20 protein-coding genes and 5 tRNA genes are annotated in these 26,771 nt (G+C 60.0%); 5 read left to right on the top strand and 20 right to left on the bottom strand.

The window, feature by feature from the left end; genetic code table 11:
* Positions 1-135: 135 nt before the first annotated feature.
* From KW837_RS26970 to leuC, 7 genes are all read right to left on the bottom strand, one after another.
* The gene (locus tag KW837_RS26970; protein WP_218399161.1) at positions 136-2,796 is read right to left on the bottom strand and encodes a FimV/HubP family polar landmark protein; all 2,661 of its coding nucleotides are present in this window, start codon (positions 2,794-2,796) and stop codon (positions 136-138) included.
* A gap of 208 nt (positions 2,797-3,004) precedes the next feature.
* Positions 3,005-4,015: an aspartate-semialdehyde dehydrogenase gene (locus KW837_RS26965; RefSeq protein ID WP_218399160.1), complete on the bottom strand. Its 1,011-nt coding sequence runs from the start codon at positions 4,013-4,015 to the stop codon at positions 3,005-3,007.
* A gap of 257 nt (positions 4,016-4,272) precedes the next feature.
* Complete coding sequence (gene asd, locus KW837_RS26960) at positions 4,273-5,385, bottom strand: aspartate-semialdehyde dehydrogenase (RefSeq protein ID WP_008075929.1); 1,113 nt, start codon at positions 5,383-5,385, stop codon at positions 4,273-4,275.
* 67 nt (positions 5,386-5,452) lie between these two features.
* Positions 5,453-6,535: a 3-isopropylmalate dehydrogenase gene (gene leuB / locus KW837_RS26955; protein ID WP_218399159.1), complete on the bottom strand. Its 1,083-nt coding sequence runs from the start codon at positions 6,533-6,535 to the stop codon at positions 5,453-5,455.
* 59 nt (positions 6,536-6,594) lie between these two features.
* Positions 6,595-7,362 carry a class I SAM-dependent methyltransferase gene (locus KW837_RS26950; RefSeq protein ID WP_218399158.1) on the bottom strand — a complete coding sequence of 256 codons (768 nt, stop codon included), beginning with the start codon at positions 7,360-7,362 and terminating at the stop codon, positions 6,595-6,597.
* A 138-nt stretch (positions 7,363-7,500) separates the two neighbouring features.
* Positions 7,501-8,145, bottom strand: coding sequence for a 3-isopropylmalate dehydratase small subunit (leuD, locus tag KW837_RS26945; protein WP_007905962.1), 645 nt, complete (start codon positions 8,143-8,145; stop codon positions 7,501-7,503).
* A gap of 11 nt (positions 8,146-8,156) precedes the next feature.
* Complete coding sequence (gene leuC, locus KW837_RS26940) at positions 8,157-9,575, bottom strand: 3-isopropylmalate dehydratase large subunit (protein ID WP_218399157.1); 1,419 nt, start codon at positions 9,573-9,575, stop codon at positions 8,157-8,159.
* 321 nt (positions 9,576-9,896) lie between these two features.
* Here leuC and KW837_RS26935 point away from each other — a divergent pair, with 321 nt between their 5' ends.
* Positions 9,897-10,787 (top strand): LysR family transcriptional regulator, encoded by an 891-nt coding sequence (locus tag KW837_RS26935; RefSeq protein ID WP_007905966.1) that lies wholly within the window; start codon positions 9,897-9,899, stop codon positions 10,785-10,787.
* Positions 10,788-10,871: 84 nt separating this feature from the next.
* Positions 10,872-14,150 carry a PAS domain S-box protein gene (locus KW837_RS26930; protein WP_218399156.1) on the top strand — a complete coding sequence of 1,093 codons (3,279 nt, stop codon included), beginning with the start codon at positions 10,872-10,874 and terminating at the stop codon, positions 14,148-14,150.
* A 125-nt stretch (positions 14,151-14,275) separates the two neighbouring features.
* On the opposite strand, the gene KW837_RS26925 is transcribed toward KW837_RS26930, so the two are convergent.
* The 11 genes from KW837_RS26925 to uvrB form a co-directional block, all read right to left on the bottom strand.
* Positions 14,276-14,722, bottom strand: a complete 447-nt coding sequence (locus KW837_RS26925) for an Hsp20 family protein (protein WP_008075938.1) — start codon at positions 14,720-14,722, stop codon at positions 14,276-14,278.
* Between the two features lie 130 nt (positions 14,723-14,852).
* Positions 14,853-15,812, bottom strand: a complete 960-nt coding sequence (locus KW837_RS26920) for a tRNA-dihydrouridine synthase (RefSeq protein ID WP_123498692.1) — start codon at positions 15,810-15,812, stop codon at positions 14,853-14,855.
* Positions 15,813-15,978: 166 nt separating this feature from the next.
* Positions 15,979-16,428: a thioesterase family protein gene (locus KW837_RS26915; RefSeq protein WP_218399155.1), complete on the bottom strand. Its 450-nt coding sequence runs from the start codon at positions 16,426-16,428 to the stop codon at positions 15,979-15,981.
* 48 nt (positions 16,429-16,476) lie between these two features.
* Entirely contained in the window at positions 16,477-17,310 is an 834-nt protein-coding gene (locus KW837_RS26910; RefSeq protein ID WP_123498688.1) for an alpha/beta fold hydrolase, read from the bottom strand.
* Between the two features lie 30 nt (positions 17,311-17,340).
* Complete coding sequence (locus tag KW837_RS26905; protein ID WP_218399154.1) at positions 17,341-17,880, bottom strand: TetR/AcrR family transcriptional regulator; 540 nt, start codon at positions 17,878-17,880, stop codon at positions 17,341-17,343.
* A 182-nt stretch (positions 17,881-18,062) separates the two neighbouring features.
* Positions 18,063-18,138 (bottom strand) — tRNA-Glu (locus tag KW837_RS26900).
* Between the two features lie 80 nt (positions 18,139-18,218).
* Positions 18,219-18,294 (bottom strand) — tRNA-Ala (locus KW837_RS26895).
* 53 nt (positions 18,295-18,347) lie between these two features.
* Positions 18,348-18,423, bottom strand: a tRNA-Glu gene (locus KW837_RS26890).
* Between the two features lie 79 nt (positions 18,424-18,502).
* Positions 18,503-18,578 (bottom strand) — tRNA-Ala (locus tag KW837_RS26885).
* Positions 18,579-18,768: 190 nt separating this feature from the next.
* Entirely contained in the window at positions 18,769-20,250 is a 1,482-nt protein-coding gene (gene gltX, locus KW837_RS26880) for a glutamate--tRNA ligase (RefSeq protein ID WP_218399153.1), read from the bottom strand.
* Between the two features lie 279 nt (positions 20,251-20,529).
* Complete coding sequence (gene uvrB, locus KW837_RS26875) at positions 20,530-22,545, bottom strand: excinuclease ABC subunit UvrB (protein WP_008007189.1); 2,016 nt, start codon at positions 22,543-22,545, stop codon at positions 20,530-20,532.
* Positions 22,546-22,882: 337 nt separating this feature from the next.
* Here uvrB and KW837_RS26870 point away from each other — a divergent pair, with 337 nt between their 5' ends.
* Both KW837_RS26870 and KW837_RS26865 read left to right on the top strand, forming a co-directional pair.
* The gene (locus tag KW837_RS26870) at positions 22,883-24,079 is read left to right on the top strand and encodes an amino acid aminotransferase (protein WP_123501393.1); all 1,197 of its coding nucleotides are present in this window, start codon (positions 22,883-22,885) and stop codon (positions 24,077-24,079) included.
* Between the two features lie 235 nt (positions 24,080-24,314).
* The gene (locus KW837_RS26865) at positions 24,315-24,515 is read left to right on the top strand and encodes a hypothetical protein (RefSeq protein ID WP_007905992.1); all 201 of its coding nucleotides are present in this window, start codon (positions 24,315-24,317) and stop codon (positions 24,513-24,515) included.
* Here KW837_RS26865 and KW837_RS26860 read toward each other — a convergent pair.
* Complete coding sequence (locus KW837_RS26860) at positions 24,512-24,742, bottom strand: hypothetical protein (RefSeq protein ID WP_218399152.1); 231 nt, start codon at positions 24,740-24,742, stop codon at positions 24,512-24,514. The two genes, KW837_RS26865 and KW837_RS26860, sit on opposite strands and share 4 nt — an antisense overlap.
* A 226-nt stretch (positions 24,743-24,968) precedes the next feature.
* Here KW837_RS26860 and KW837_RS26855 point away from each other — a divergent pair.
* A tRNA-Asn gene (locus KW837_RS26855) sits at positions 24,969-25,044 on the top strand.
* 174 nt (positions 25,045-25,218) lie between these two features.
* On the opposite strand, the gene KW837_RS26850 is transcribed toward KW837_RS26855, so the two are convergent.
* Positions 25,219-26,736, bottom strand: a complete 1,518-nt coding sequence (locus KW837_RS26850) for a nucleobase:cation symporter-2 family protein (RefSeq protein WP_192343312.1) — start codon at positions 26,734-26,736, stop codon at positions 25,219-25,221.
* Positions 26,737-26,771 lie beyond the last annotated feature (35 nt).

The raw sequence follows: 26,771 nt of genomic DNA, 5'->3' as shown, positions 1-26,771 counted from the left end.
TAATGTGGACAACCCCACCCCCCTGTAGGAGCGAGGCTTGCCCGCGAAGGCCATCCAACAGGCATCATCGCATCCTCGCCAAAACAAAAACGGCAGCCTCGATGGGCTGCCGTTTTTTTATGCCTTACCGATGACTCACGCCAGACGCGAGAGCATTTCCTTGGCTTCGCTCTTCTGACCGGCATCGCCCTCGGTCACCACCTCATTGAGGATGTCCCGAGCGCCGTCGCTGTCGCCCATGTCGATGTAGGCCTGGGCCAGATCGAGTTTGGTAGCGACCTCATCGGTGCCGGAGAGAAAATCGAAGTCCGGCTCATCAGCCGCGGAGGCCAAAGCGTCTTCCTCGGTGAAGCTAGGCTCACCGAGGCTCTGGGACAGACGATCCAGTTCCGCATTGACGTCGTTGAGTTCACTTTCGAAGGCATCAGGCTGATCCGGGGCAGCGGCGTCCATTTCATCAGCCAGTGACAGGTCAAAATCCGCAGGTAACTCCAGGTCGTCGAGCGTCGGCTCGGTCATGGGCGCCGCTTCGGCGACAGGCAAATCCTTGAGATCTTCATCCAGACTCAGCAGGAAGTCATCTTCGGCCAGGGTTGCCGGCGAGGCGTCGCCGCCCAGATCCATGTCCAGGTCGAAGACCGACAGATCGTCGAGGTTTTCCTTGATTTCAGTCTGTTGCTGCAACACCGACTCAAAGCTCAGATCGTCGTCCAGCGGGAATTCGTCCAATTCAGCCAGCTCTTCTGGCGCGGGTGCGGGTGCCGGTACGGGCGTTGGCTCCACCTCCGGCTCCGCAGCAACCACTGGCGCGATCGGCGTAGCCGCCTCCAGATCGTCCAGGCTCAGATCGAAGGCGCTGTCGAAGTCGGACAATGCCGGCTCCGGGGCTTGCGGCTCGTCCAGCAGCAGGTCCTTGACGTATTGCGCGTCCAGCTCGGCAGCGATGGCGGCGGCAGCCAGACCGCTGGCCGCCACAACAGCCATGGCCGGAAAGCGGCTTTTCAACTCTTCAACCCGGGCGAAGTTATCGCCGTTGGCCACCAGTTGACGCTCCTGAGCGACGAACGCGTCGCGGTCACCCTGCTGACCATAGACTTCCATCAACTTCAAGCGCAGGTCACTGCGTTGCGGCTCTTGCTTGATAGCGTCTTCCAGCAATGCGGCGGCCTGATTCAGACGACCGCCGGCAATGTGCGACTGCGCCTGAGCCAGTACGTCGTCGGAACGGTCGGAACGCTCGGCCGCAGGCGATACCAGTGGCGCAGCGATCGGCGGCGTCACCACAACCGGAGCAATCACCGGGGCCGGCGCGGGTGCAGGCGTTGGCGTTGGCGTTGGCGCGGTCGCAAGCTTCACGCTCGGCGGCGGAACTTCCAGGCCTTCGAAGCTGCTTGGCGGCAGATCCTGGTCGACGGAGAACTCTTGCTCCTCCTCCAAGGCACGGGCCATGCGCAGATGCTTCTCGGCTTCTTGCTGAGCCTTGCGGCGACGGGCCAGCAACAGCAGCAAGAGCAGCAGCACCACCGCACCGCCACCCACCAGACCCAGCAGGATCGGATTGGTCAGCAGCTCGTTGAATTTCTGATCATCGGATGTTGGCTCGACGACTGGCGCCGGAACGACTTCTGGTGCGCCAGCCTCTGGCGCAGGGACCGGAGCCGCGTCCGCAGGCGTTGCCGCAGGACTGGCCGCCAGCTCAGCCGACATCGCCGGAGTGCTCGAAGCGGATGCATCCGCTCCGCCTGCGGCCTGCAATTTGGCCAATTGGTTGTTCTTCAGTTCGATCAGGCGTTGCAGCTTGTCCAGCTGACTTTGCAGATCGCTCATGCGGCTTTTCAATTCGGCGTTGTCACGACGAGTCGCGTCGAGGCTTTCCTCAGTAACGGCCAGCTTATCGCTTAACGCTTTCGCATCACCGGCGGCGCCTTTGCCGCCCTTGCCGGTGTCGGCAGACACCAGGCTCAGTTTGTCTGCGGCAGGCTGCGATGAAGCACCTTCACCGCGAGCGCGCTTGGTGGCGTCGAGTTGCTGCTGACCGGTTCCCGGTTTCGCCACGTAGCGACGGCCCTGACGCCACGCGGTGTTCTGCGCGGCGACCTCTGCGATGGCCTTGGGCTGTGGCAGGTCGGTGCTCTGCACCTGATCAGGCAGACGCAGCACTTGACCGGTTTTCAGTCGATTGATGTTGCCGTCGATGAACGCATCCGGGTTCAGCGCCTGGATGGCCAGCATGGTCTGCTGGATCGAACCACCGTTACGCGCCTTCGCGGCGATCTCCCACAGGGTATCGCGCGGCGTGGTGGTGTATTGCGACGATTTGGTCGCGCCAGTGACTGGCGCAGTCACCGTTTGGGCTGGCGCTGGTTGCGCGGCGGCATCGGCGGTCTGCGGCGAGAATTTGGACGGATCGAGCAGCACGCTGTAGTCGCGTAGCAGACGACCGTTGGGCCACATCACCTGAACCAGGAATTTCACCATCGGTTCGGACAGCGGTTTGCTGGACGTGACGCGCAAGATGCTTTTGCCGCTGGCGTTAAGCACCGGGGTGAAGGTCAGGTCATTGAGAAATGCCTGACGATCGACACCGGCCTTGGCGAAATCTTCGGGCGAGGCCAGGCTCGGCACCACTTCGGCAGCCGTGAGGTCCTTGATGTCGAGCAACTCGATTTCTGCGACCAGAGGCTGGTTCAGCGTCGATTTCAGGGTCAATTCCCCGAGCCCGAGGGCATGCGCCATACCGGAGGACAGCGCCGAGGCGGCCGCTATTGCTAACACCAGTTTGCGAACTTGAACCATAACCTCTTCCTTTGTTTGAACATTCCTCGGCCAGCGAGAAGGTGTTGATTGCCGCTGCCGTAAGGCATTGCGCGCGGCGGCGAAGGGTCGTCGCGCGCGATCATTTCATTCATGCAATGGGAAGCCCTGCGGGGTGGCTCACCTTAAGCATTCCGGCCAAGCATGACACTCGACCGGAATCATTCGATAAATTGTTGCCAAGTATCTTTTACAGCAGGTCTTTTATCAACAATTCAGCCACCTGCACAGCATTGAGCGCGGCCCCTTTGCGTACGTTATCTGACGTCAGCCACACATTAAGTTCCGCCGGGTCGTCGATCCCGCTGCGAACCCGACCAACGTAAACCACGTCCTGCCCTACTGCATCGCCTACCGGGGTCGGGTAATCGCCCGCCTCGACCAGTTCGATACCGGGCGCCGCTTCCAGAGCTGCATTGACTTTCGCCAGGTCGACAGCGCTCGACGACTGCAAGGTCACGCTAAAGCTATCGCCAAAAAACACCGGAGCTTGAATACAAGTGACGGAAATCTTTAATAACGGTAGCGCCATGACCTGACGCAGTTCGCGCACCAGGCGCTTTTCCAGCAACGTATGGCCCTGATCGTCAGGTTTACCGACTTGCGCCAGCAGGTTGAAAGCCATCTGCCGATCGAAGAAAGCCGGCTCCAGCGGACGCACGTTAAGCAGCTCGGCGGTTTGCCGGGCCAGCTCAGTGACCGCTTCGCGGCCTTGGGCAGAGACCGCCAGACACGCCGTCAGGTTGATGCGCTGCAGGTCGAGCAAACCGAGCAACGGCGCCAGCACCACCGCCAGCGTCGCGGCCGAAGGACTTGGGCTGCTGACCTGGAAAGGTTTTTTCAGGCTGGCCAGAATTTCTGCGTTGGCCTCAGGCACCACTTGCGGCGCCTGATCAGCCGGCAAGGCGCCGGACAGGTCGATCAGCGAGCAACCGGCGGCCGTAGCACGCGGAGCGAAACTGAGGGTCACCGCCGGGCCGGCGGCAAAGAACACCAACTGGACTTTGCTGAAATCGAACTCATCGACTTCCCGCACCCGCACGTTCTTACCGCGAAACGGCACCGAATGACCAGCCGATTCACTGCTCGCCAGCAGGTGCAGGTCGCCGACCGGAAAATCCCGCTCTTCGAGAATCTGGACGAGTGTTTCGCCGACAGTACCGGTGGCGCCGATCACGGCAATATCAAAGGACTGGCTCATGGTTCTACCTCTGGCGAAACGGGGGGAGCGGCACTTTACCGGGTGGTTGGCAGTGAGGCAATTCAGCTGGGGATTTGTGGTGGGTGTACCGGCCTCTTCGCGGGCAAGCCTCGCTCCTACAAGGTGAGTGTCGAACCCATCATCGACTCGGTCCTGTAGGAGCGAGGCTTGCCCGCGAAGAGGCCCTGACAGACGGCACAACTCCAAAAAAAACCCGCACCTCTTTCAAGGCGCGGGCTCTTCACTACTTCAACAAATCAACGCTCAAGCAGAATCCGCAGCATGCGACGCAGCGGTTCGGCCGCGCCCCACAGCAATTGGTCGCCGACGGTGAAGGCACCGACGAACTGCGAACCCATGTTCAGCTTGCGCAAACGGCCGACCGGCACGTTCAGGGTACCGGTAACCTTTGTAGGGCTCAGCTCCTGCATGCTGATTTCGCGGTTGTTCGGCACCAGCTTGACCCAAGGGTTGTGCTGGCTGATCAGCCCTTCGATGTCGGCGATCGGCACGTCTTTGTTCAGCTTGATGGTCAGCGCCTGGCTGTGGCAACGCATGGCGCCGATGCGCACGCAGATGCCGTCCACCGGGATCGGGCTCTTGAAGCGACCGAGGATCTTGTTAGTCTCGGCCTGGGCCTTCCACTCTTCGCGGCTCTGACCGTTCGGCAGTTCCTTGTCGATCCACGGGATCAGGCTGCCAGCCAGTGGTACGCCGAAGTTTTCGGTCGGGTACGCGTCGCTGCGCATGGCTTCGGCAACACGGCGATCGATGTCGAGAATGGCGCTGGCCGGGTCGGCCAGTTGATCGGCGACAGCGGCGTGGGTCACACCCATTTGCTTGATCAGTTCACGCATGTGCTGCGCGCCGCCACCGGAGGCCGCCTGATAAGTCATGGCGCTCATCCACTCGACCAGACCAGCTTCAAACAGACCACCCAGGCCCATCAGCATCAGGCTGACGGTGCAGTTGCCGCCGATGTAGTTCTTGGTGCCCGCGTCGAGCTGCTGGTCGATGACCTTGCGGTTCACCGGGTCCAACACGATCACCGCATCATCCTGCATGCGCAGGCTGGAAGCGGCGTCGATCCAGTAACCCTGCCAGCCGGCTTCGCGCAGCTTCGGGAAAACTTCGCTGGTGTAGTCACCACCCTGGCAGGTCAGAATCACGTCGAGGGTTTTCAGCTCTTCAATGCTGTAAGCGTCCTTGAGCGGAGCAATGTCCTTACCCACGGACGGGCCTTGGCCACCGACATTGGAAGTGGTGAAAAACACCGGCTCAATAAGATCGAAATCCTGCTCTTCCAGCATCCGCTGCATGAGCACGGAACCGACCATACCGCGCCAACCGATCAGACCTACACGTTTCATCGCAACTACACCTTCTTAAAAGTGGGCCGCTGCTTTCATGGTTGAAAGTTGCAGCGGGCCAAAGAGATTACAGATTCCGCAGCGCGGCGACTACTGCATCGCCCATTTCCTGCGTACCGACCTTGGTGCAACCGGCCGACCAGATGTCGCCCGTACGCAGGCCTTGATCCAATACCAGGCTCACGGCCTTCTCGATAGCATCGGCCGCATCCTGCAGATTGAAGCTGTAACGCAGCATCATCGACACCGACAAAATGGTCGCCAACGGGTTGGCAATGCCCTTGCCAGCGATGTCTGGCGCCGAACCGTGGCACGGCTCGTACATGCCTTTGTTGTTGGCATCCAGCGACGCCGACGGCAGCATGCCGATGGAGCCGGTGAGCATCGACGCTTCGTCGGAAAGAATGTCGCCGAACAGGTTGTCGGTGACGATCACGTCGAATTGCTTCGGTGCACGCACCAGTTGCATGGCGGCGTTGTCGACGTACATGTGGCTCAGTTCGACGTCCGGGTAGTCCTTGGCCACTTGCTCGACGACTTCACGCCACAGTTGGCTGGACGCCAGCACGTTGGCCTTGTCTACCGAGCACAGTTTCTTGCCGCGCACGCGGGCCATATCGAAACCAACACGGGCGATGCGGCGGATTTCAGTTTCGCTGTACGGCAGGGTGTCGTAGGCCTGACGCTCGCCGTTTTCCAGTTCACGCACGCCACGTGGCGCGCCGAAGTAGATGCCGCCGGTCAGTTCACGGACGATCAGGATGTCCAGGCCCGCGACGATTTCCGCCTTCAGGCTAGAAGCCTCGGCCAGTTGCGGGTACAGGATTGCCGGACGCAGGTTGCCGAACAGACCCAGCTGCGCACGGATTTTCAGCAGGCCGCGCTCAGGGCGGATGTCACGCTCGATGGTGTCCCATTTCGGGCCGCCCACGGCGCCCAGCAATACCGCATCGGCGGCACGGGCACGGACCAGGGTTTCGTCGGCCAGCGGCACGCCGTGCTTGTCGATGGCGGCGCCACCGATCACGTCATGACTCAGTTCGAAGCCCAGGCTGTACTTGTCGTTCGCCAGCTCCAGCACCTTGACTGCTTCGGCCATGATTTCCGGGCCAATACCGTCACCCGGGAGAATCAGAATCTGCTTGCTCATGCTTTCCTCATGTCATCAGTCGGCACGCCCGCAGGCGTACCCGGAAAAAGTCTTGGCGCTTATCGTTCAGCCATCAGCACCAGCACATCGGTACTGAACGAACCATCGGCCTCAATCTCAAAATATTCGCGCACTTCGTTGCCCATCGATTGCTGCAACTCCAGGATCGCCGCGCGCATCACCTGCGGCGTGCGCATGCGCTCGACCCAGGAGGTGTACTCCAGACGCAACCGCTGGCGCGTAGTGCTGCGGGTATGCAACCCCGCCTCGCTGACCTGACGCAACCACTCGCCGGCAGAATAATCGCGTACGTGGCTGGTGTCGCGCAGCACTTCGACGCTTTGCAGGTAAGTGTCGAACAACGGGCTGCCCGGCGACAATACATCGATGAACGCCGCCACCCCGCCCGGCTTCAACACCCGGCGAACTTCGCGCAGGGCCACACCGAGGTCGCTCCAATGGTGCGCCGAATAGCGGCTGAAGACGAAATCAAACTCGCCATCGGCAAACGGCAGGCGTTCGGCGGCACCGAGTACGGTGGACACATTGTTCAAGCCGCGATCAACGGCAGCAGTGGCAACCACATCGAGCATCTGTTGGGACAGGTCGTAAGCCACCACTTCCTTGACCAGCGAAGCCACGTGAAAACTCACGTGACCGGCGCCGCAACCGAGGTCGAGCACGCGAGCATCGCCCTGCCCCGCCAGTTCAGCCTGTAGCAGCGCGAATTCAGTGCCTTGAGCGTGTACGGCGCTGCTCAGATAGGCCGAGGCCTGCTCACCGAATTGCTTCTGTACTACCTGACTGTGCTGGGCGGTGCTGGTCATGGGGACTTCCTTTTGGGAATGAGTCTTGTGGTGCCTGTGCGGGCCTCTTCGCGGGCAAGCCTCGCTCCTACAGGGGAATGCAGTTCAATCGTAGGAGCGAGGCTTGCCCGCGAAGGCGTCATCAAGCCTTACGCAAAATCACGCATCACGAAACAACCACGGCTGGCTCGCACGGTGTTTGGCTTCAAACGTGGCAATCGCCTCGTGGTCCTGCAAGGTCAGGCCGATATCGTCCAGGCCATTGAGCAGGCAGTGCTTGCGGAACGCGTCAATCTCAAAACTCAACACCTTGCCATCCGGACGGGTCACGGTCTGGGCTTGCAGATCAACCTGCAATTGATAGCCCGGAGTCGCCTCGACCTGCTGGAACAGTTCATCAACTTCAGCGTCGCTCAGGATGATCGGCAGCAAGCCGTTCTTGAAGCTGTTGTTGAAGAAGATGTCGGCGTAGCTCGGCGCGATGATGCTGCGGAAACCGTACTCTTCCAGCGCCCACGGCGCGTGTTCGCGGCTGGAGCCGCAACCGAAGTTTTCGCGGGCCAGCAACACACTGGCGCCTTGATAACGTTCGGCGTTGAGGACGAAGTCCTTGTTCAACGGACGCTTGGAGTTGTCCTGATACGGCTGCCCGACATCCAGGTAACGCCACTCATCGAACAGGTTCGGGCCGAAACCGGTGCGCTTGATCGACTTCAAGAACTGCTTCGGGATGATCTGGTCGGTGTCGACGTTGGCACGATCCAAAGGCGCGACAAGACCAGTGTGCTGGGTAAAAGCTTTCATGCTGCGCTCCTTTAGATCAATTCACGGACGTCGACGAAACGACCGTTCACCGCGGCGGCGGCGGCCATGGCCGGGCTGACGAGGTGCGTACGGCCACCGGCGCCCTGACGGCCTTCGAAGTTACGGTTGGAGGTCGACGCGCAATGCTCGCCCGACTCCAAACGGTCCGGGTTCATCGCCAGGCACATCGAGCACCCCGGCTCACGCCATTCGAAACCGGCCTCGAGGAAAATCTTGTCCAGGCCTTCGGATTCGGCCTGAGCCTTCACCAGCCCCGAACCCGGCACCACGATGGCCTGCTTGATGGTCGACGCCACTTTGCGGCCCTTGGCGATCACGGCGGCGGCGCGCAGGTCTTCGATCCGCGAGTTGGTGCAGGAGCCAATGAATACGCGGTCCAGCTGAATGTCGGTGATCGCCTGATTGGCGGTCAAACCCATGTACTTCAAGGCGCGTTCGATGGAGCCACGCTTGACCAGGTCCATTTCCTTCGCAGGATCGGGAACGTTCTGATCGACAGCCAAGACCATCTCAGGCGAGGTACCCCAACTGACTTGCGGCTTGATCTGAGTGGCATCGAGCTCGACGATGGTGTCGAACTTGGCATCCGCGTCAGAGACCAGGTCCTTCCAGGCCTCAACAGCCAAGTCCCATTCCGCGCCTTTCGGAGCAAATGGGCGGCCCTTGACGTAAGCCACGGTTTTTTCGTCAGCCGCCACCAGGCCAACGCGAGCGCCGGCCTCGATCGCCATGTTGCAAATGGTCATGCGGCCTTCAACGGACAAGTCGCGAATCGCGCTACCGGCGAATTCGATGGCGTGGCCATTACCGCCGGCGGTGCCGATCTTGCCAATTACTGCGAGGACGATGTCCTTGGCGGTCACGCCGAACGGCAACTGGCCGTCGACGGACACCAGCATGTTCTTCATTTTTTTCGCGACCAGGCACTGAGTGGCGAGCACGTGCTCGACCTCGGAAGTGCCGATACCGTGAGCCAGGGCACCGAATGCGCCGTGGGTCGAGGTGTGGGAGTCGCCGCAAACCACGGTCATGCCCGGCAAGGTGGCGCCCTGCTCCGGGCCGATGACGTGAACGATGCCTTGGCGGACATCATTCATCTTGAATTCGACGATGCCGTACTCGTCACAGTTATCGTCGAGGGTCTGAACCTGCAAACGCGAGACCTGGTCGACAATCGCTTCGATGCCACCCTTGCGCTCCGCAGTCGTCGGAACGTTGTGGTCCGGGGTCGCGATGTTGGCATCGATGCGCCAAGGCTTGCGCCCGGCCAGACGCAGGCCTTCGAAGGCTTGCGGCGAGGTCACTTCGTGGATGATGTGACGATCGATGTAGATCAGCGCCGAGCCATCGTCGCGCTGCTTGACCAAATGCGAATCCCAGAGCTTGTCGTAGAGCGTTTTGCCGGCCATCAGACGGTTTCCTCATCAGCTTGTTTCTATGCCGGAGAGGTCTGTGTAGCGAGTTCTGTTAGGTCAACTTCGGCGCCGCAAGCCCATATCCTGCGTTGCTGCTCCTCGCCATAGCCAGCTATGACTCGTCGCAGCTCCTTGGCTATGAACTTCCGGCATCCGAATTTGACCCAACAAACTCGCCACACAGACCTCCGGGTCTTGAGCAATTTCAATAACCCCTTGGCTTGTGAGGTCGATCCTAGGGGGTTACATTAAATAACTCAAATTCATATTTTTCATGCTTTGCATAACCATCTGGAATACAACTGAGACATCATCATGGACCTCGCCAACCTCAATGCTTTTATCGCGATTGCCGAGACTGGAAGCTTCTCCGGCGCTGGCGAACGGCTGCACCTGACACAACCCGCCATCAGCAAACGCATCGCCGGCCTGGAGCAGCAATTGAAGGTACGGCTGTTCGATCGACTGGGCCGGGAAGTCAGCTTGACCGAAGCCGGTCGCGCCCTGCTGCCACGGGCCTATCAGATCCTCAATGTACTGGATGACACCCGCCGCGCCCTGACCAACCTGACCGGCGAAGTCTCCGGTCGTCTGACATTGGCCACCAGTCATCACATCGGCCTGCACCGTTTACCGCCCTTATTAAGGGAGTTCACCCGACGTTACCCACAAGTGGCGCTAGATATTCAGTTCCTCGATTCGGAAGTGGCTTACGAAGAAATCCTCCATGGCCGCGCCGAACTGGCGGTAATCACTCTTGCACCGGAGCCCCATGCACTGGTCAAGGCCACGCCGGTGTGGGACGACCCGCTGGATTTCGTGGTCGCCCCAGAGCATTCGCTGATCGCTAACGGTCCGGTCAGCTTGGCGGATATTGCCCTGCACCCTGCGGTTTTCCCCGGCGGCAACACCTTTACCCACCACATCGTGCAGCGCCTGTTCGAGGCCCAGGGCCTGACGCCGAACATCGCCATGAGCACGAATTATCTGGAAACCATCAAGATGATGGTCTCGATCGGCCTGGCCTGGAGCGTTTTGCCGCGCACCATGCTGGACGATCAAGTGGCGCGCATACCTTTGCCGGGCATACAGCTCACTCGCCAGCTAGGCTATATCCTGCACACCGAACGGACGCTGTCGAACGCGGCACGGGCCTTCATGGCTCTGCTGGATGCACAAATCGATCAGCCAGGGACTCGCGGCTAAGCTGTGCTTCTTCTTTTTGTGCTACGCCTATAGAGCCCCAAAACCCTGTGCCTAACGCCCAATTCAGCCCAAGGCCTGTTATCCATGCCCAAATCTGTTGAACGTATGCCGCCGATGCCGCGAATTCAGGCACTTGACCCCAAACGGTCCGAGCAGAGCTGGGAAAGCGCCCCGCAGTTGCTGGCAGCCCTCAACGGCGCTCGGCTGGGCGCCTGGTATTGGGACATCGAGCGGGGGCAGATCAGTTGGTCTCGGGGTACTCAGGCGTTGTTCGGCTTCGATCCCCGACAACCGCTGCCGGAAGATCTGGAATACCTCGACCTGCTGCCTCAGGAGGATCGGGCGAAAGCCATCCGCGCCTTCAATGCAGTGATCGCCGGCGCCCCGCTGGAGCAGGCGATGCACCACCGTATCCGCTGGCCCGACGGCAGTCTGCACTGGCTGGAAATCAACGGCAGCCTGCTGCCGGACAAAAACGGCCGACCGCGAATGATTGGGGTCATTCGTGAAATCACCCATCAGCGCCAGCGCGAACAGGCGCTGAGCAGTTCGGAAAAGCGCTTCGCCACGCTGTTTCACCTGTGCCCGAACATGGTCCTGCTGACCCGTCAGGAAGACGGCTTGATCAGCGAAGCCAACCAGTATTTCGAAAGCCTGTTCGGCTGGCCGGTGCAAGACGCCATCGGCCGAACCACGCTGGAACTGGGCCTTTGGGTCAATCCGGAACAACGGGTGCAACTGGTCAAGGCCACCAAGGCCAAAGGCGAGCTGATCAACATGGAGGTGCAATTTCGCGCCAGCAACGGGCAGGTTCACGACGGCATCCTCAGCGCGCAAAAGGTCGAACTCGAGGGCCAGCCTTACCTGCTGAGCACATTCCTCGACACCACCGAACGCAAAATCGCCGAGCACGCCCTCAAAGACAGCCAGGAACGCCTCGACCTGGCCCTGGATTCGGCGCAACTCGGTACCTGGGACTGGCACATTCCCAGCGGCATGCTTTACGGCTCGGCGCGGGCCGCCCAGTTACATGGGCTGGACCCCAAACCCTTCCATGAATCCTTCGATGCGTTTTTCGAAGGCGTGCCCGACGAAGAACGCGGCACCATGCGCGACGCCTACCGCAGCTTGCGCGAAGGCCCGGCCGGCAATTACCAGCTGACTTACCGCGTGCAGCTAACGGATGGCAGCTCGCGCTACCTGGAAAGCCGCGCCAGACTCTACCGCGATGAACAGGGCAACCCGCTGCGCATGGCCGGCACGCTGCTGGACATCACCGATCAAGTGGAGCGCGAACAGCAACTGGTTGCGTCGGAAGAGAAATTCGCCACCTTGTTCCAGGTCAGCCCGGACCCGATCTGCGTCACGCGCCAAGACACCGGCCACTTCATCGAGATCAACTCCAGCTTCACTCAAACGTTCGGCTGGAGCACCGTCGACGTGATTGGCCGCAGCGCCGACGAAATCGGCCTGTGGGACGCTTCGGCGAAGAGCCTGCAAAGGATCGAGCGGGTCATCCGCGAACAGGGCCTGAACAATGTGGCGATCATCGTTCAGCACAAGGACGGGCAGTCCCTGACTTGCGTGATATCGAGCCGGCAGATCAGCGTCGGCGACCAACCTTGCATCGTCACCACCCTGCGTGACATCACCCAGCAGCAACGCTCGGAAGCGGCGCTCAAGGCCAGCGAGGAGAAGTTCGCCAAGGCCTTCCACTCAAGCCCCGACGCCATCACCATTACCGAGCGCGACACCGGACGCTACCTGGAAGTTAATGACGGCTTTTGTCGCCTGACTGGCTATCGCGCCGATGAAGTGATCGGCCGCACGGTGTATCAGGTGGGCATCTGGGCCGAAGAGAAACAGCGCTCGGCACTGCTGGCAGAGCTACAGATCAAGGGCCGGGTTCATCATCAGGAAATGCTCGGGCGCAACAAACGCGGCGAGTTGCTGACCGTTGAAGTCTCGGTGGAGCCGATCACCCTCAACGAAACGGCGTGCCTGCTGCTGACCGCTCGGGATGTGAGCCTGCTGAAAAACGCCGAAGCACAGATCCGTCACCTGGCCTACCACGACCCACTGACCAACCTGCCCAACCGCGCCCTGTTGATGGATCGCCTGAGCCAGCAGATCGCCCTGCTCAAACGCCACAACCTGCGTGGCGCGCTGATGTTCCTCGATCTCGATCACTTCAAGCACATCAACGACTCCCTTGGCCACCCGGTGGGCGATACAGTGCTGAAGATCATCACCGCGCGCCTTGAAGCCAGCGTGCGCATGGAGGACACCGTCGCGCGTCTGGGCGGTGACGAATTCGTGGTGCTGCTCAGCGGCCTGGAAGGTTCGCGCAGCGACGTCAGCGCTCAGGTCCGGGAGTTGGCGGATACCTTGCGCGAACTGCTGTCCGAACCGATGTTCCTCGACGGACAGCGCCTGCAAGTGACGCCGAGCATCGGCATCGCGCTGATCCCCGACCACGGCTCGACCCCGACCGACCTGCTCAAACGCGCCGATATCGCCCTCTACCGCGCCAAGGATTCAGGCCGCAACACCACGCAGATGTATCACAACACCATGCAAAAGGCCGCCAGCGAACGCCTGCGCATGGAAACCGATCTGCGCCTTGCCCTTTCCCGGGGTGAGTTCAGCGTGCAATACCAACCACAGGTGGACGCTCGCAATAACCGCATTACCGGCGCAGAAGCCTTGGTACGCTGGCACCATCCGCAACTGGGCGCGCAATCGCCCACCGAGTTCATCAAGGTGCTGGAAGACAGCGGGCTGATTCTGGAAGTCGGCACGTGGATCCTCGACGAAGCCTGCGCGGCCTTCAAACATCTGATCGCCAAAGGCCTGATCAATCCACTCGATTTCAGCCTGTGCGTGAACATCAGCCCCCGGCAATTCCGTCAGAACGATTTCGTCGAACGCATCGAACACAGCCTCGGCAGCCATGGCCTGCCCTGCTCGTTGCTGAAACTGGAAATCACCGAAGGCATCGTCATCCAGAACCTGGACGACACCATCAGCAAAATGCGGCGCCTGAAAAAACTCGGCGTGAGCTTTGCGATGGACGATTTCGGTACCGGTTATTCCTCGCTGACCTACCTCAAGCGCCTGCCAGTGGACACCCTGAAAATCGATCAGTCGTTCATCCGCGACGCCACCACCGACCCCAACGATGCCGAAATCATTCGCGCCATCGTCGCCATGGCCCGCAGTCTGGAGCTGGAAGTCATCGCCGAAGGGGTGGAAACCCTGGAGCAACTGGCGTTTTTGCAGGGGCTGGGATGCCATTTGTATCAAGGGTATTTGCACAGTCGGCCGCTGCCGGTGGAGGAGTTTCAGAAACTGTTGAATTAAGGCGATGCAGCAACTGCCGAGCCGCTACGTACGGCTGTAGCAGCTACCGAGCCTGCGAAGCTGCTGCTACAAATGGGCACAAAAAAGGGCGCCACTGGATGGCGCCCTTTTTTGCTGCTTTTGACTCAATGCTGCAGAGCCGGTTTTTCCGTCCCGTTGATCGGGATGCGTTTGGCTTTCGCTTCTTCCGGAATCACGCGCAGCAGATCGATACTCAACAAACCGTTGCGCAGTTCGGCGGCCTTGATTTCAATGTGGTCCGCCAGACGGAACGACAGTTTGAAAGCACGCTGAGCGATGCCTTGGTACAGATAGGTGACACTTTCGTCCGCGTCACGTTTGCCGCCACTGATGGTCAGCACACCTTTCTCCACTTGCAGGTCCAGATCTTCTTCCTGGAAACCGGCGGCCGCTACGACAATGCGGTATTGGTCATCACCGTATTTTTCAACGTTGTAGGGTGGATAGGTGCTGCCTGGCTCATTGCGCAGGGCGGTTTCGAACAGGTCGTTGAAACGGTCGAAACCTACCGAGGAACGGAACAGTGGGGCCAGGGAAAATGCAGTACTCATGATTCAAATCTCCTGAACATAATCAGCAAGTTTTTTTGTCTCCGCGACCCGAATTCGGCATCGCGTAATCCTTAGATAAGGACCGCTGATTGCTTTTCAAGAGATTATTTCAAGATTTTTTTAAGTAGATTCAGGCCGCTTCAGACACCTGCAGACCCAGTAAACGCGAGACATTATCCAGTTCGGTCTCACGACGCAGGACGGTGAACAGCTCTACGGCTTCGGGATAATTGCGGGTCAGCATCGCCAGCCACTGCTTCAAGCGACCCGGCGATTGACGCGGTGTCATCTGCGCTTTGGCTTGCAGCCAGAAGTCCTGAATCAACGGCAGCAGCTCGGCCCAGGTCATCTCAACGACGTCTTCACCGGCGCGGGCGGCGGCGATTTGCCGGGCCAGATCCGGACGCGATACCAGACCGCGACCGAGCATGATGTCTTCGACGCCGCTGATTTCGCGGCAACGACGCCAGTCCTCGACGCTCCAGATGTCGCCGTTGGCAAACACCGGCACTTTGACCACGTCCTGCACCCGAGGAATCCATTCCCAGTGGGCTGGCGGCTTGTAGCCATCGGTCTTGGTCCGCGCATGAACCACGATGTGCGCCGCGCCGCCTTCGGCCAGGGCCGTGGCGCAGACAAGTGCACCGTCCGGGCTGTCGAAACCGAGGCGCATCTTGGCGGTCACTGGAATGTGCGCTGGCACCGCACGACGGACGTGTTCGACGATTTGGTTGAGCAGTTCAGGCTCTTTGAGCAGCACCGCACCGCCACGGGATTTGTTGACGGTCTTGGCCGGGCAGCCGAAGTTCAGGTCGATGACTTCGGAACCCAACTCGCAGGCCAGTGCGGCGTTTTCCGCCAGGCACACCGGATCGGAGCCCAGCAGTTGCACCCGTAGCGGCACGCCGGAGGCGGTTCGGGCGTTGGTCAGCAGTTCCGGACCGAACTTGTGGTAATAGGCAGGCGTAAGCAGTTGATCGTTGATCCGAATAAATTCGGTCACGCACCAATCGATACCGCCCACACGGGTCAGCACGTCCCGCAGGATGTTGTCGACCAACCCCTCCATGGGCGCCAAAGCAATTTGCATGAAAAACACACTCAACGAAAAACGTGCGGCAGTTTACTGGATTACGCGGAAAATCTGCAGAACATCGCAGATCCCTTGTGGGAGCGGGCTTGCTCGCGAAAGCGGACTAACAGGCAACATAATCGTTGAATGTTAAACCGCTTTCGCGAGCAAGCCCGCTCCCACATTAAATTTTCGCTGAATCCAACTCTTGCAACGCCGGGCCATAGCCCTCGATAAACTCCGCCGGCATGCGCTTGGGCTTGCCGGTCGACAGTTCGATGCACACGAAAGTGGTTTGCGCCCGCAGTAACGTCGTGTTGTCGCTGGGGCGCTTCAATTGAAAGTGTCGGGTCATTTTCAGGCGCTGGTCCCAATCGACGATCCAGGTCGCCAACTGCAACTCATCACCCTCATAGGCCGCCGCCAGGTAATCGATCTCGTGCCGTACCACCGCCATCGCCCGATCCAGCCGTCGGTATTCGACCAGATCCAGGCCCAGCCGCTGCGAGTGGCGCCAGGCGCAACGCTCGAGCCAGGTCACGTACACCGTGTTGTTCGCATGGCCCAGCCCGTCGATGTCCTCGGCGCCCACTTCCAGATCAATGATAAACGGCGTTGCCCGATCCCAGCCCATGCCCCACTCCTGGTCAGATTATTTCGACCGGGGCAGTGTAACGGATGCTCAGGCCGATTGGCGCGATTGCAGACTGCGACCGGCCAGCAGCGAAAGAACGCCGTCGATCACCCGAGGATCGGCCAGCACCCGCTGATGCCCGCCCTCTTCCAGGCGCAACAGACGGCTGTCGAACCAGGCTTCGTGGATCAACTGGGATTCCTTGACCGGAACAAAGTTGTCGTCCTCGGCATGGACGATCAGCCCCGGCATGTCGAGCTGATAGTGCGCGACATCCAGTGCAGCGGCACGCATGCCGACATCTTTCTCGACCTGGCGAATAAACGCCGAACGCGCTTTGGGCGGCAGGCGTACATAGCGTGCGAACCCACGCAATACCCCGAGAATTCGCGCCGGGGCGGCGATCGAGACCAGGGTTTCGGTGCGCAAGCCCAACTGAACTGCGAGCATGGCACTGGCGCCACCCATGGAGTGCCCAATGACCGCTTGCAGCGGCGGCAACTCAGCGGCCGCCTCGAGCATGGCCCGGGCGAACAGCACCACATTTGCTTCGCGACCAGGTGAGCGACCGTGAGCCGGGCCGTCCAGGGCAACCACGGTGTAACCGGCATCGACCAGCGCGGTGATCAGCGCGGCAAACTGTGTCGGCCGGCCCTCCCAGCCGTGCATCAACAACACCGCCGGCCCTTGTCCCCAACGCAACGCGGAGAGGCCGAAACGCAAGGTGATCCGTTCGGATTTCGCCAGTAGCGGCAATTCCCAATCACGCGGCGGCAATTCCCGCGGAGTCATGAACGCCAGGCGCATCTTGCTCGCCACCAACTGCGGCGCGAACCAGCCCAAGGTGCCATTAACGCCACGAACCCAGCTCAACGTGTTCATCGCTCATCTCCTCAGGCTGGCGCCTTCAGGTCATAGCACCGCCGACTTGGCGGCGCGCAGTAATCGATCGGACAACTCTCCTGGCCCCAGCGCCCGCGCCAGAGCCAAACCACCGACCATCAAGGCCATGTCGGCCAAGGCTTTGTCGGCCTCTTCCGGGCTGGCCGCCAACTGCGCGACCATCAACTCAATATGCTCACTCAATGCCACACGAAATTCGTCCGGCAGACGGCCCAGCTCGCCGACCGACGCCGGAATCGGACATGCCCGCTCGGTGGAATCACGGTGTTTGCGCGACAGGTAGAACGCTGCGACCAACGCGCGACGCTCTTCGCCGGTCAATTCGGCATCCATGTCGGCGATCAAGCCACGACGATGGCTGAGTAGCTGCTTGAATGCTTCCAGCATCAACGCGTCCTTGCTTTCGAAATGCGCGTAGAAGCCGCCGACCGTCAGGCCGGCCGCGCCCATCACTTCGCCCACGCTCGGCTCGGCCGGGCCGCGCTGAATCAGCGCTGCACTGGCAGCCTTGAGGATGCGTTCGCGGGTTTGAGCTTTTTTATCGTTCATCGTTGCCTCCGAATATTACGACTAGAATATTATTCTCATAATAATTTTTCGCAAGTCGCGGATGTGACCGCTGGTCTGAAGAACAGTTTTGAGAAAAAAGGAGAGTTGGCCAAACGCCAGACAAACAAAAGGGCCATTCAATAATTGAATGACCCTTAAAAATCCCGCAGAGCGGGTAATCGTGGCGTCCCCTAGGGGACTCGAACCCCTGTTACCGCCGTGAAAGGGCGGTGTCCTAGGCCACTAGACGAAGGGGACACAAACCCTTCTATACAACTGATCAGTGCTGAGAGCTGATCGATTCAAGGCCGGTGTGGCCAGACCTTGAACTGTAAAATTGGTGGAGCTAGACGGGATCGAACCGTCGACCTCTTGCATGCCATGCAAGCGCTCTCCCAGCTGAGCTATAGCCCCGGATTTTTCGCCTCGCGGCGGAGCGATATCTTGCAACATCGCTTCTGTAAAACTGGCGTCCCCTAGGGGACTCGAACCCCTGTTACCGCCGTGAAAGGGCGGTGTCCTAGGCCACTAGACGAAGGGGACGCAAACCCTTCTATACAACTGATCAACGCTGAGTGTTGATCGCTTCAAGGCCGGTGTGGCCAGACCTTGAAGTGTAAATTGGTGGAGCTAGACGGGATCGAACCGTCGACCTCTTGCATGCCATGCAAGCGCTCTCCCAGCTGAGCTATAGCCCCTCATCGCTGAGGACGGGGCGAATCTTAATGGCGCATCGGAAGGCTGTCAAACTTATTTTTAACAATTTCCAAAATTTTTTGCCCACATAACAATCACTTACCGCCCTCCCCCCGAAAAACGGGGGTGGCGCCGAAGAGCAAGATCAAAAGATCGCAGCCTTCGGCAGCTCCTACACTAGGTTAAACAGCCTTAAGCGATAGCGCCCAAGAGTTTTTCCCACTCCTTGTTTTCCTTCTTCGACACGCCACCCAACAGATCGATAGCCTGGCGCAGACGGAAACGGGTCAGGTCCGGACCGAGGATTTCCATCGCGTCGAGCACCGACACCGAGCTGGCCTGCCCTGTGATCGCGGCGAACATCAGCGGCATGGCATCACGCAGCTTCAACTCCAGGGATTCGACCACCGCCTGAATCGTCGCGGTAATGCTGTCCTTCTCCCACTGCCGCAGGCTTTCCAGCTTCCATAGAATCAACTGCATCAACTGACGAACCTGATCGCCCGAGAGTTTCTTGGATTCGAACAGCTTGGCGTCCGGGTTCACGCCACCAGCGAAGAAGAAGCCGGCCAGCGGTGCGACTTGGCTGAAGGTTTCAACCCGGCCCTGCACGTGCGGTGCGATCTTCATCATGTATTCAGGGTTCAGCGCCCACTTTTGCAGACGAACGGCGAACTCTTCCACCGGCAGGTCACGCAGCCATTGGCCGTTGAGCCACGACAGTTTCTCGATGTCGAAAATCGGCCCGCCGAGGGAGACGCGGCCCAGGTCGAAGTTATCGACCATTTCCTGCAGGGAGAACTTCTCGCGCTCGTCCGGCATCGACCAGCCCATGCGGCCCAGGTAGTTGAGCATTGCTTCCGGCATGAAACCCATGCGCTCGTAGAACGTCACCGAGGTCGGGTTCTTGCGCTTGGACAGCTTGCTCTTGTCCGGGTTACGCAGCAGCGGCATGTAGCACAGCTGCGGTTGCTCCCAACCAAAGTATTCGTACAAGAGGATCAGTTTCGGCGCCGAAGGCAGCCATTCTTCACCACGCAAAACGTGGGTGATGCCCATCAAGTGGTCATCGACAACGTTGGCCAGGAAGTACGTCGGCAAGCCGTCGGTCTTCATCAGCACTTGCATGTCCATGCGATCCCACGGGATCTCGACGTCGCCACGCAGCATGTCAGGCACCACGCACACGCCTTCGGTCGGCACTTTCATGCGGATGACGTGTGGCTCGCCAGCGGCCAGACGACGCGCGACTTCCTCCTTGGAGAGCAACAGCGCACGGCCGTCGTAACGCGGGGTTTCGCCGCGGGCCATTTGCTCGGCGCGCATCTGGTCCAGTTCTTCAGCCGTGCAGAAGCACGGGAAGGCATGACCCAAGTCGACCAATTGCTGGCAGTACTTCTGATAGATATCGCCGCGCTCGCTTTGACGGTAAGGACCGTGCGGGCCGCCGACGTCCGGGCCTTCGCTCCAGTCGATACCCAACCAGCGCAGGGCATCGAAAATCTGCTGTTCGGACTCGCGGGTCGAACGCAGTTGGTCGGTGTCTTCGATCCGCAGGATGAACTCACCGCCATGCTGCTTGGCAAAGCAGTAGTTGAACAAAGCGATGTAAGCGGTACCTACGTGGGGGTCCCCGGTAGGCGATGGCGCGATGCGAGTGCGGACGGTGGTCATGGCATGTCTCGAAAAGAATAAAAGCGAAGATCAAACAAGAGGCGAATGGTAACAGGCGATAGCCGCCCGGCTCCAGTGAGTGGGGTATTTACCTCCACATCACTCATAGGCCGAGGTGGGTTGAGGGCTGGGGGGAAGCGCTTTAGCTGACGAATATGGCGTTCAGTCGTACGCCTTCGCGAGCAAGCCCGCTCCCACAGTTGACCGAGTTGTCCGGGCGGACGCGGTCTACTGTGGGAGCGGGCTTGCTCGCGAAGAGGCCCTGTCAGACACCACAAATCAAACCGCGATCAACCGCTCCCGCAACTTGCCGATTTCGTCGCGCAACTGCGCCGCGGCTTCGAATTCCAGGTCGCGGGCGAGCTGGTACATCTTTTCTTCCAACTGACGAATGCGTTTGCTGATCTCGCTTGGCGAGCGCAGTTCGGCCTCGTACTTGGCACTTTCCTCGGCGGCCTTGGCCATGCCTTTGCGCTTCTTGCTGCGCGAACCCGGCACGACCGCGCCTTCCATAATGTCGGCGACGTCCTTGAACACACCCTTCGGCGTAATGCCATTGGCCAGGTTGAAGGCGATCTGCTTGTCGCGACGACGCTCGGTCTCGCCGATCGCCCGCTCCATGGAGCCGGTGATGCGATCTGCGTACAAAATCGCCCGCCCATTGAGGTTGCGCGCCGCCCGGCCAATGGTCTGGATCAGTGAGCGCTCGGAACGCAGGAAACCTTCCTTGTCCGCGTCGAGAATCGCCACCAGCGAGACTTCCGGCATGTCCAGGCCTTCACGCAGCAGGTTGATCCCCACCAGCACATCGAAGACGCCGAGACGCAAGTCACGGATAATTTCGACCCGCTCCACGGTGTCGATGTCCGAATGCAGGTAACGCACGCGCACGCCGTGGTCGGCCAGGTAATCGGTCAAGTCTTCGGACATGCGCTTGGTCAGCGTGGTAACCAGCACCCGCTCTTCCAGGGCCACACGCTTGGTGATTTCCGAGAGCAAGTCGTCGACCTGAGTCAACGCCGGACGAATCTCGATTTGCGGGTCCACCAGGCCGGTCGGTCGCACCAATTGCTCGACCACTCGGCCGGCGTGCTCCGCCTCGTAATTGCCCGGCGTGGCCGAGACAAAAATCGTTTGGGGACTGATGCTTTCGAACTCGTCGAAACGCATCGGCCGGTTGTCCAGGGCCGAGGGCAAGCGGAAACCGTACTCCACCAGCGTTTCTTTCCGGGAACGGTCACCTTTATACATGGCGCCGACTTGCGGCACGCTGACGTGGGATTCGTCGATCACCAGCAAGGCATCCGCCGGCAGGTAGTCGAACAACGTGGGCGGCGCCTGGCCGGATTCACGGCCCGACAGGTAGCGCGAATAGTTTTCGATGCCATTGCAGTAACCCAGTTCGAGGATCATCTCCAGGTCGAAACGGGTGCGTTGCTCCAGTCGCTGGGCTTCCACCAGTTTGTTATTGGAGCGCAGGTATTCCAGGCGCTCCTGCAATTCGACCTTGATCCCTTCGGTGGCCTCGAGCAGGGTTTCCCGCGGGGTCACGTAGTGGCTCTTTGGATAGAAGGTGAAACGCGGCAGTTTGCGGATGACTTCACCGGTCAGCGGATCGAAGGCGGACAAGCTCTCCACTTCGTCATCGAACAGCTCGATGCGGATCGCTTCGAAATCGGATTCCGCCGGGTGGATATCGATCACGTCGCCGCGCACCCGGAAGGTCGCCCGGGCGAAGTCCATGTCGTTGCGGGTGTATTGCAGGTCGGCCAGCCGACGTAACAGCGCGCGTTGGTCGAGCTTGTCGCCGCGATCCACGTGCAACACCATCTTCAAATAGGTTTCCGGGCTGCCCAGACCGTAGATGCAGGACACCGTGGTGACGATGATCGCGTCCTTGCGCTCCAGCAGCGCCTTGGTGGCGGACAGGCGCATCTGCTCGATGTGGTCGTTGATCGAGGCATCCTTCTCGATGAAGGTATCGGACGACGGCACGTAGGCTTCGGGCTGGTAGTAGTCGTAATAAGACACGAAGTATTCAACGGCGTTGTTCGGGAAGAACGCCTTGAATTCGCCATACAACTGCGCGGCCAGGGTCTTGTTGGGCGCCAGCACCAGCGTCGGGCGCTGTATCTGGGCGATCACGTTGGCGATGCTGAAGGTCTTGCCCGAGCCGGTCACACCGAGCAGCGTCTGGTGCGCCAGCCCGGCCTCAATGCCCTCGACCATCAGGCGGATGGCTTCCGGCTGATCGCCGGCGGGCTCGAAGCGGGTAACTAGCTGGAATTCAGACATACATACCTCTGGATTCGCGCCTGTCCGGTCAAACCGGACAGCGACGAAAAAAACCACAAACGACCGATGTCGCCCAAGGAAAAAACTGGATTGTGCTCAATGTGGAGCCGATTGCCATCGCTTTCAAGGCAAACGTCCTACATCGGGTAAAACCTTTGACGACACCACTCGACCCACGATCGAAAAATAATTGGAAAAACTTACGGTAAAAGCCGAATCGCCTGTCGCCATCAATCGCTGATGGCCTCTATACTAGCTCCCCGTTTGTGCACCGCTCTAGTGCATTCGGCTGGAGCGCGACACGTCCCTCCACACTCCATTCAGAGCCGCCGCAATAATGAGCCTGTTCTCCGCTGTCGAAATGGCACCACGCGATCCAATCCTGGGCCTCAACGAAGCATTCAATGCCGATACCCGTACCAACAAGGTCAACCTGGGGGTCGGTGTTTACTGCGACGAGGAGGGGCGAATTCCACTCCTGCGCGCCGTTGTCGAAGCCGAGACGATTCGCGCCGCTCAACACGTTTCCCGTGGCTACTTGCCGATCGACGGCATCGCCGCCTACGACCAGGCCGTGCAGAAACTGCTGTTCGGCAATGATTCGCCGCTGATCGCCGCTGGCCGGGTTATCACCACCCAAGCCGTCGGCGGTACCGGCGCGCTGAAAATCGGCGCCGACTTCCTCAAGCAACTGCTGCCGAACGCCGTCGTGGCCATCAGCGACCCGAGCTGGGAAAACCACCGCGCCCTGTTCGAAACCGCCGGTTTCCCGGTGCAGAACTATCGCTACTACGACGCCGCCACCCACGACGTTAACCGCGCCGGCCTGCTGGAAGACCTGAACGCCCTGCCGTCCGGCTCCATCGTTGTGCTGCACGCTTGCTGCCACAACCCGACCGGCGTGGACCTGAGCCCGGCGGACTGGAAAAACGTGCTGGAAGTGGTCAAGGCCAAAGGTCACGTGCCGTTCCTCGACATGGCTTACCAGGGCTTTGGCGACGGTATCGATGAAGACGCCGCGGCCGTGCGCCTGTTCGCCGAGTCGGACCTGACCTTCTTCGTTTCCAGTTCGTTCTCCAAATCCTTCTCGCTGTACGGCGAGCGCGTTGGCGCCCTGTCGATCGTCAGCGAATCGAAAGAAGAAAGCGCGCGCGTACTGTCGCAAGTCAAACGCGTGATCCGCACCAACTACTCCAACCCGCCGACCCACGGTGCAAGCATCGTCGCCGCCGTGCTGAACAGCCCGGTACTGCGTGCCCAGTGGGAAGAGGAACTGGCAGAAATGCGCCTGCGGATTCGCGGCATGCGCACCCAGATGGTCGACTTGCTGGCGAAAAACGCTCCACAGCGCGATTTCAGCTTCGTCGGTCGCCAGCGCGGCATGTTCTCCTACTCCGGCCTGACGGTTGAGCAGGTTACCCGCCTGCGCAGCGAGTTCGGCATCTACGCTCTGGACACCGGCCGCATCTGTGTTGCTGCGCTGAACCAGAGCAACATCGACGTCGTGACCAAGGCCATCGTTCAGGTGATCTGAGTCCTCGCGTGATACGAAAACGGGAAGCCGCAGGGCTTCCCGTTTTTTATTTGTCTTTGATAATTCCCAGTTCGGCGACCGCTCGCTCTAGACTGCACGCAGATCAAAAATGTGGGAGCGGGCTTGCTCGCGAAAGCGGTCTATCTGTCACATTGATGCTGGATGTGCCGCCGCCTTCGCGAGCAAGCCCGCTCCCACAGGTTATGAGTACACCCGAGAATTCTTGAGAACCCACATGAAAAACGATGACCTACGCGCCGACCGCGACGAGCTGGACCACTTCGTACCCCGCTCTTCGGCCAAACGCGGTAATAACCTGGTGCTGCAAGTGGCTGCGGGCGTGTTCCTTGGCGGCCTGGCCTTGTGGCTGGTACAACTGACCGCCACGATGCTGTACGCCAAGCTGATGCTCGGCACTATTACCTTCGGCGGTTAGGCCAGTTCGCCCGCGCGCTGGCTGGCCGCGTCGTCATAGGCGACATAAAGCGACTCGGCCACCTGGCTTTTAATCGCCTTGGTGCTTTCCAGGCCCAGGACAAAACCTTCGGCCTTGCCGCCCGCGCGGTTCAATTCGTCAGCGGTGCTGGCCTGAGTGATTGCGTCGAACAGTTTCTCGGCGTGCGGACCAACGCCTTTGGGCAGGCTGATCTGAGCGATGCTCATGCGAACACCCCGCTGTTTTGAAGTGTGAGGGCTGGATGATTCATGGCGCGTACCTTTTCGGCTGAGGGCCGGCAGCGCGTGTCACCACTTCCGGGCGACCATGGTAGACCTCTACCGCGATTCTGGTAACCGCCAATGGCCGATAACCCCCCTCTGATCCGATGAAAACATCAAACTGCCGACAGAGGCTTGACTTCTCTTTTTGAATCAGTAACATAGACGCCATTCCGCGATAGCTCAGTTGGTAGAGCAAGTGACTGTTAATCACTGGGTCCCTGGTTCGAGTCCAGGTCGTGGAGCCAGACAGCAAGACCGAAAAGCCCCTGATTCGAAAGACTCAGGGGCTTTTTTGTGCTCGCCATAAAGTCAAAAGATCGCAGCCTTCGGCAGCTCCGGAGATCGCATCTCACACGAATCCCCGAGCTGCCGCAGGCTGCGATCTTTTGATCTACCTGCCTCTTTACCGGGTACCGCCGTCAAACATGCTCACTGCTTTTCGCATGCACCGCCCGCGGCTCGGCATGCCCATGCTCTGCCTCTACCACCGGAATCTCATTCCCGTCGCAGTCACGCAGCTTGCCTTCGCTGAAGTAATCCCCTTCCCGCAACGCCGCCAGATCCTGATAACGCAAGACTCGCTCGGTACCGGCCGCAAACACCGATTGTTGATCCGAGTTGCCGGCAGTGAGGTGGTTGAAGGCCAGGTTCAGCACGATGGCCATGATTGCCGAGGAGCTGATGCCCGAGTGGAAGATTGTCGCGAACCAGCTGGGGAAGTGGTCGTAGAAATTCGGTGCAGCGATGGGGATCATGCCGAAACCGATGGAGGTGGCGACGATGATCAGGTTGACGTTGTTGCGGTAGTCGACCTTGGACAGCGTCCGGATGCCGCTGGCCGCCACGGTGCCGAACAGCACGATGCCGGCGCCGCCGAGTACGGAGGTTGGCACGGCGGCGATGACGCGGCCCATGAAGGGCAGCAAACCGAGAACCACCAGGAACACACCGCCGGTGGCCACCACGAAACGGCTCTTGATCCCGGTGACCGCCACCAGCCCGACGTTCTGGGCGAAAGCACTCTGGGTGAAGGAGCCGAAGATCGGCGCGATCATGCTCGACAGCATGTCGGCCCGCAGGCCGTTGCCCAGGCGTTTGGAGTCGACTTTGGTGCCGATGATTTCACCGACGGCCAGAATGTCGGCGGAGGTTTCCACCAGGGTCACCATGATCACGATGCACATCGACAGAATCGCGGCGAAGTGGAACGTCGGCATGCCGAAATGGAACGGTGCCGGGAAGCCGAACATCGGGCCTTGGGTGACGGACGAGAAATCCGCCATGCCGAGGAACACGGCGATGACGGTGCCAATGACCATTGCCAAGAGGATCGACAAACGGGAGATGCTCGCACTGCCGATCTTGCTCAGTAGCAGTACCAGCACCAACGTCACCGCCGCCAGGCCGATGTTTGCCATGCTGCCGAAGTCCGGGGCATGGCTGTTGCCGCCCATGGCCCAGCGCGCAGCCACCGGCATCAGCGTCAGGCCGATAGTGGTGATCACAATGCCGGTTACCAACGGCGGAAAGAACTTGGTGATTCGCGAGAACACCGGCGTGATCAGCAAGCCGATCAACGACGCCGCAATCACCGACCCGAGAATCGACTGAAAGCCACCCTCCCCACCGCTGCTGACAATCGCCACCATGGTCGCAACGCCGGAAAACGACACGCCCTGCACCAGCGGCAACTGACAACCGAAAAACGGTAAACCCAGGGTCTGCAGCAACGTCGCCAGCCCCCCTGCAAACAATGAAGCAGCAATCAACAAACCGATGTCCGCCGGCGAGAGCCCGGCCGCTTGGCCGATGATCAAAGGCACCGCGACGATACCACCATACATGGTCAGAACGTGTTGCAGGCCGTAAGCCATATTCGCGCCGATCCCGAGATTCTCATCCTCGGGCCGTTGTTGTGAAACATGGGGCGTTTTCATGGTTGGGGGGTTCCCTGGTTTTTGTTGTGCGCACA

The sequence above is a fragment of the Pseudomonas sp. PDM24 genome, assembly GCF_019218905.1.
Taxonomy (GTDB): Bacteria; Pseudomonadota; Gammaproteobacteria; order Pseudomonadales; family Pseudomonadaceae; genus Aquipseudomonas.
This window is presented reverse-complemented; position numbering and strand designations above follow the sequence as displayed.

Excerpts from the sequence above, each read along its gene's own strand:
- KW837_RS26905 (WP_218399154.1), bottom strand. The coding sequence starts at position 17,880 with ATGAACGATAAAAAAGCTCAAACCCGCGAACGCATCCTCAAGGCTGCC.
- KW837_RS26915 (WP_218399155.1), bottom strand. The coding sequence starts at position 16,428 with ATGGGCTGGGATCGGGCAACGCCGTTTATCATTGATCTGGAAGTGGGC.
- KW837_RS26910 (WP_123498688.1), bottom strand. The coding sequence starts at position 17,310 with ATGAACACGTTGAGCTGGGTTCGTGGCGTTAATGGCACCTTGGGCTGG.
- asd (WP_008075929.1), bottom strand. The coding sequence starts at position 5,385 with ATGAAACGTGTAGGTCTGATCGGTTGGCGCGGTATGGTCGGTTCCGTG.
- uvrB (WP_008007189.1), bottom strand. The coding sequence starts at position 22,545 with ATGTCTGAATTCCAGCTAGTTACCCGCTTCGAGCCCGCCGGCGATCAG.
- KW837_RS26930 (WP_218399156.1), top strand. The coding sequence starts at position 10,872 with ATGCCCAAATCTGTTGAACGTATGCCGCCGATGCCGCGAATTCAGGCA.
- gltX (WP_218399153.1), bottom strand. The coding sequence starts at position 20,250 with ATGACCACCGTCCGCACTCGCATCGCGCCATCGCCTACCGGGGACCCC.
- KW837_RS26870 (WP_123501393.1), top strand. The coding sequence starts at position 22,883 with ATGAGCCTGTTCTCCGCTGTCGAAATGGCACCACGCGATCCAATCCTG.
- KW837_RS26950 (WP_218399158.1), bottom strand. The coding sequence starts at position 7,362 with ATGACCAGCACCGCCCAGCACAGTCAGGTAGTACAGAAGCAATTCGGT.
- leuC (WP_218399157.1), bottom strand. The coding sequence starts at position 9,575 with ATGGCCGGCAAAACGCTCTACGACAAGCTCTGGGATTCGCATTTGGTC.
- KW837_RS26860 (WP_218399152.1), bottom strand. The coding sequence starts at position 24,742 with ATGAGCATCGCTCAGATCAGCCTGCCCAAAGGCGTTGGTCCGCACGCC.
- KW837_RS26850 (WP_192343312.1), bottom strand. The coding sequence starts at position 26,736 with ATGAAAACGCCCCATGTTTCACAACAACGGCCCGAGGATGAGAATCTC.
- leuD (WP_007905962.1), bottom strand. The coding sequence starts at position 8,145 with ATGAAAGCTTTTACCCAGCACACTGGTCTTGTCGCGCCTTTGGATCGT.
- KW837_RS26935 (WP_007905966.1), top strand. The coding sequence starts at position 9,897 with ATGGACCTCGCCAACCTCAATGCTTTTATCGCGATTGCCGAGACTGGA.
- KW837_RS26965 (WP_218399160.1), bottom strand. The coding sequence starts at position 4,015 with ATGAGCCAGTCCTTTGATATTGCCGTGATCGGCGCCACCGGTACTGTC.
- KW837_RS26970 (WP_218399161.1), bottom strand. The coding sequence starts at position 2,796 with ATGGTTCAAGTTCGCAAACTGGTGTTAGCAATAGCGGCCGCCTCGGCG.
- KW837_RS26925 (WP_008075938.1), bottom strand. The coding sequence starts at position 14,722 with ATGAGTACTGCATTTTCCCTGGCCCCACTGTTCCGTTCCTCGGTAGGT.
- leuB (WP_218399159.1), bottom strand. The coding sequence starts at position 6,535 with ATGAGCAAGCAGATTCTGATTCTCCCGGGTGACGGTATTGGCCCGGAA.
- KW837_RS26920 (WP_123498692.1), bottom strand. The coding sequence starts at position 15,812 with ATGCAAATTGCTTTGGCGCCCATGGAGGGGTTGGTCGACAACATCCTG.
- KW837_RS26865 (WP_007905992.1), top strand. The coding sequence starts at position 24,315 with ATGAAAAACGATGACCTACGCGCCGACCGCGACGAGCTGGACCACTTC.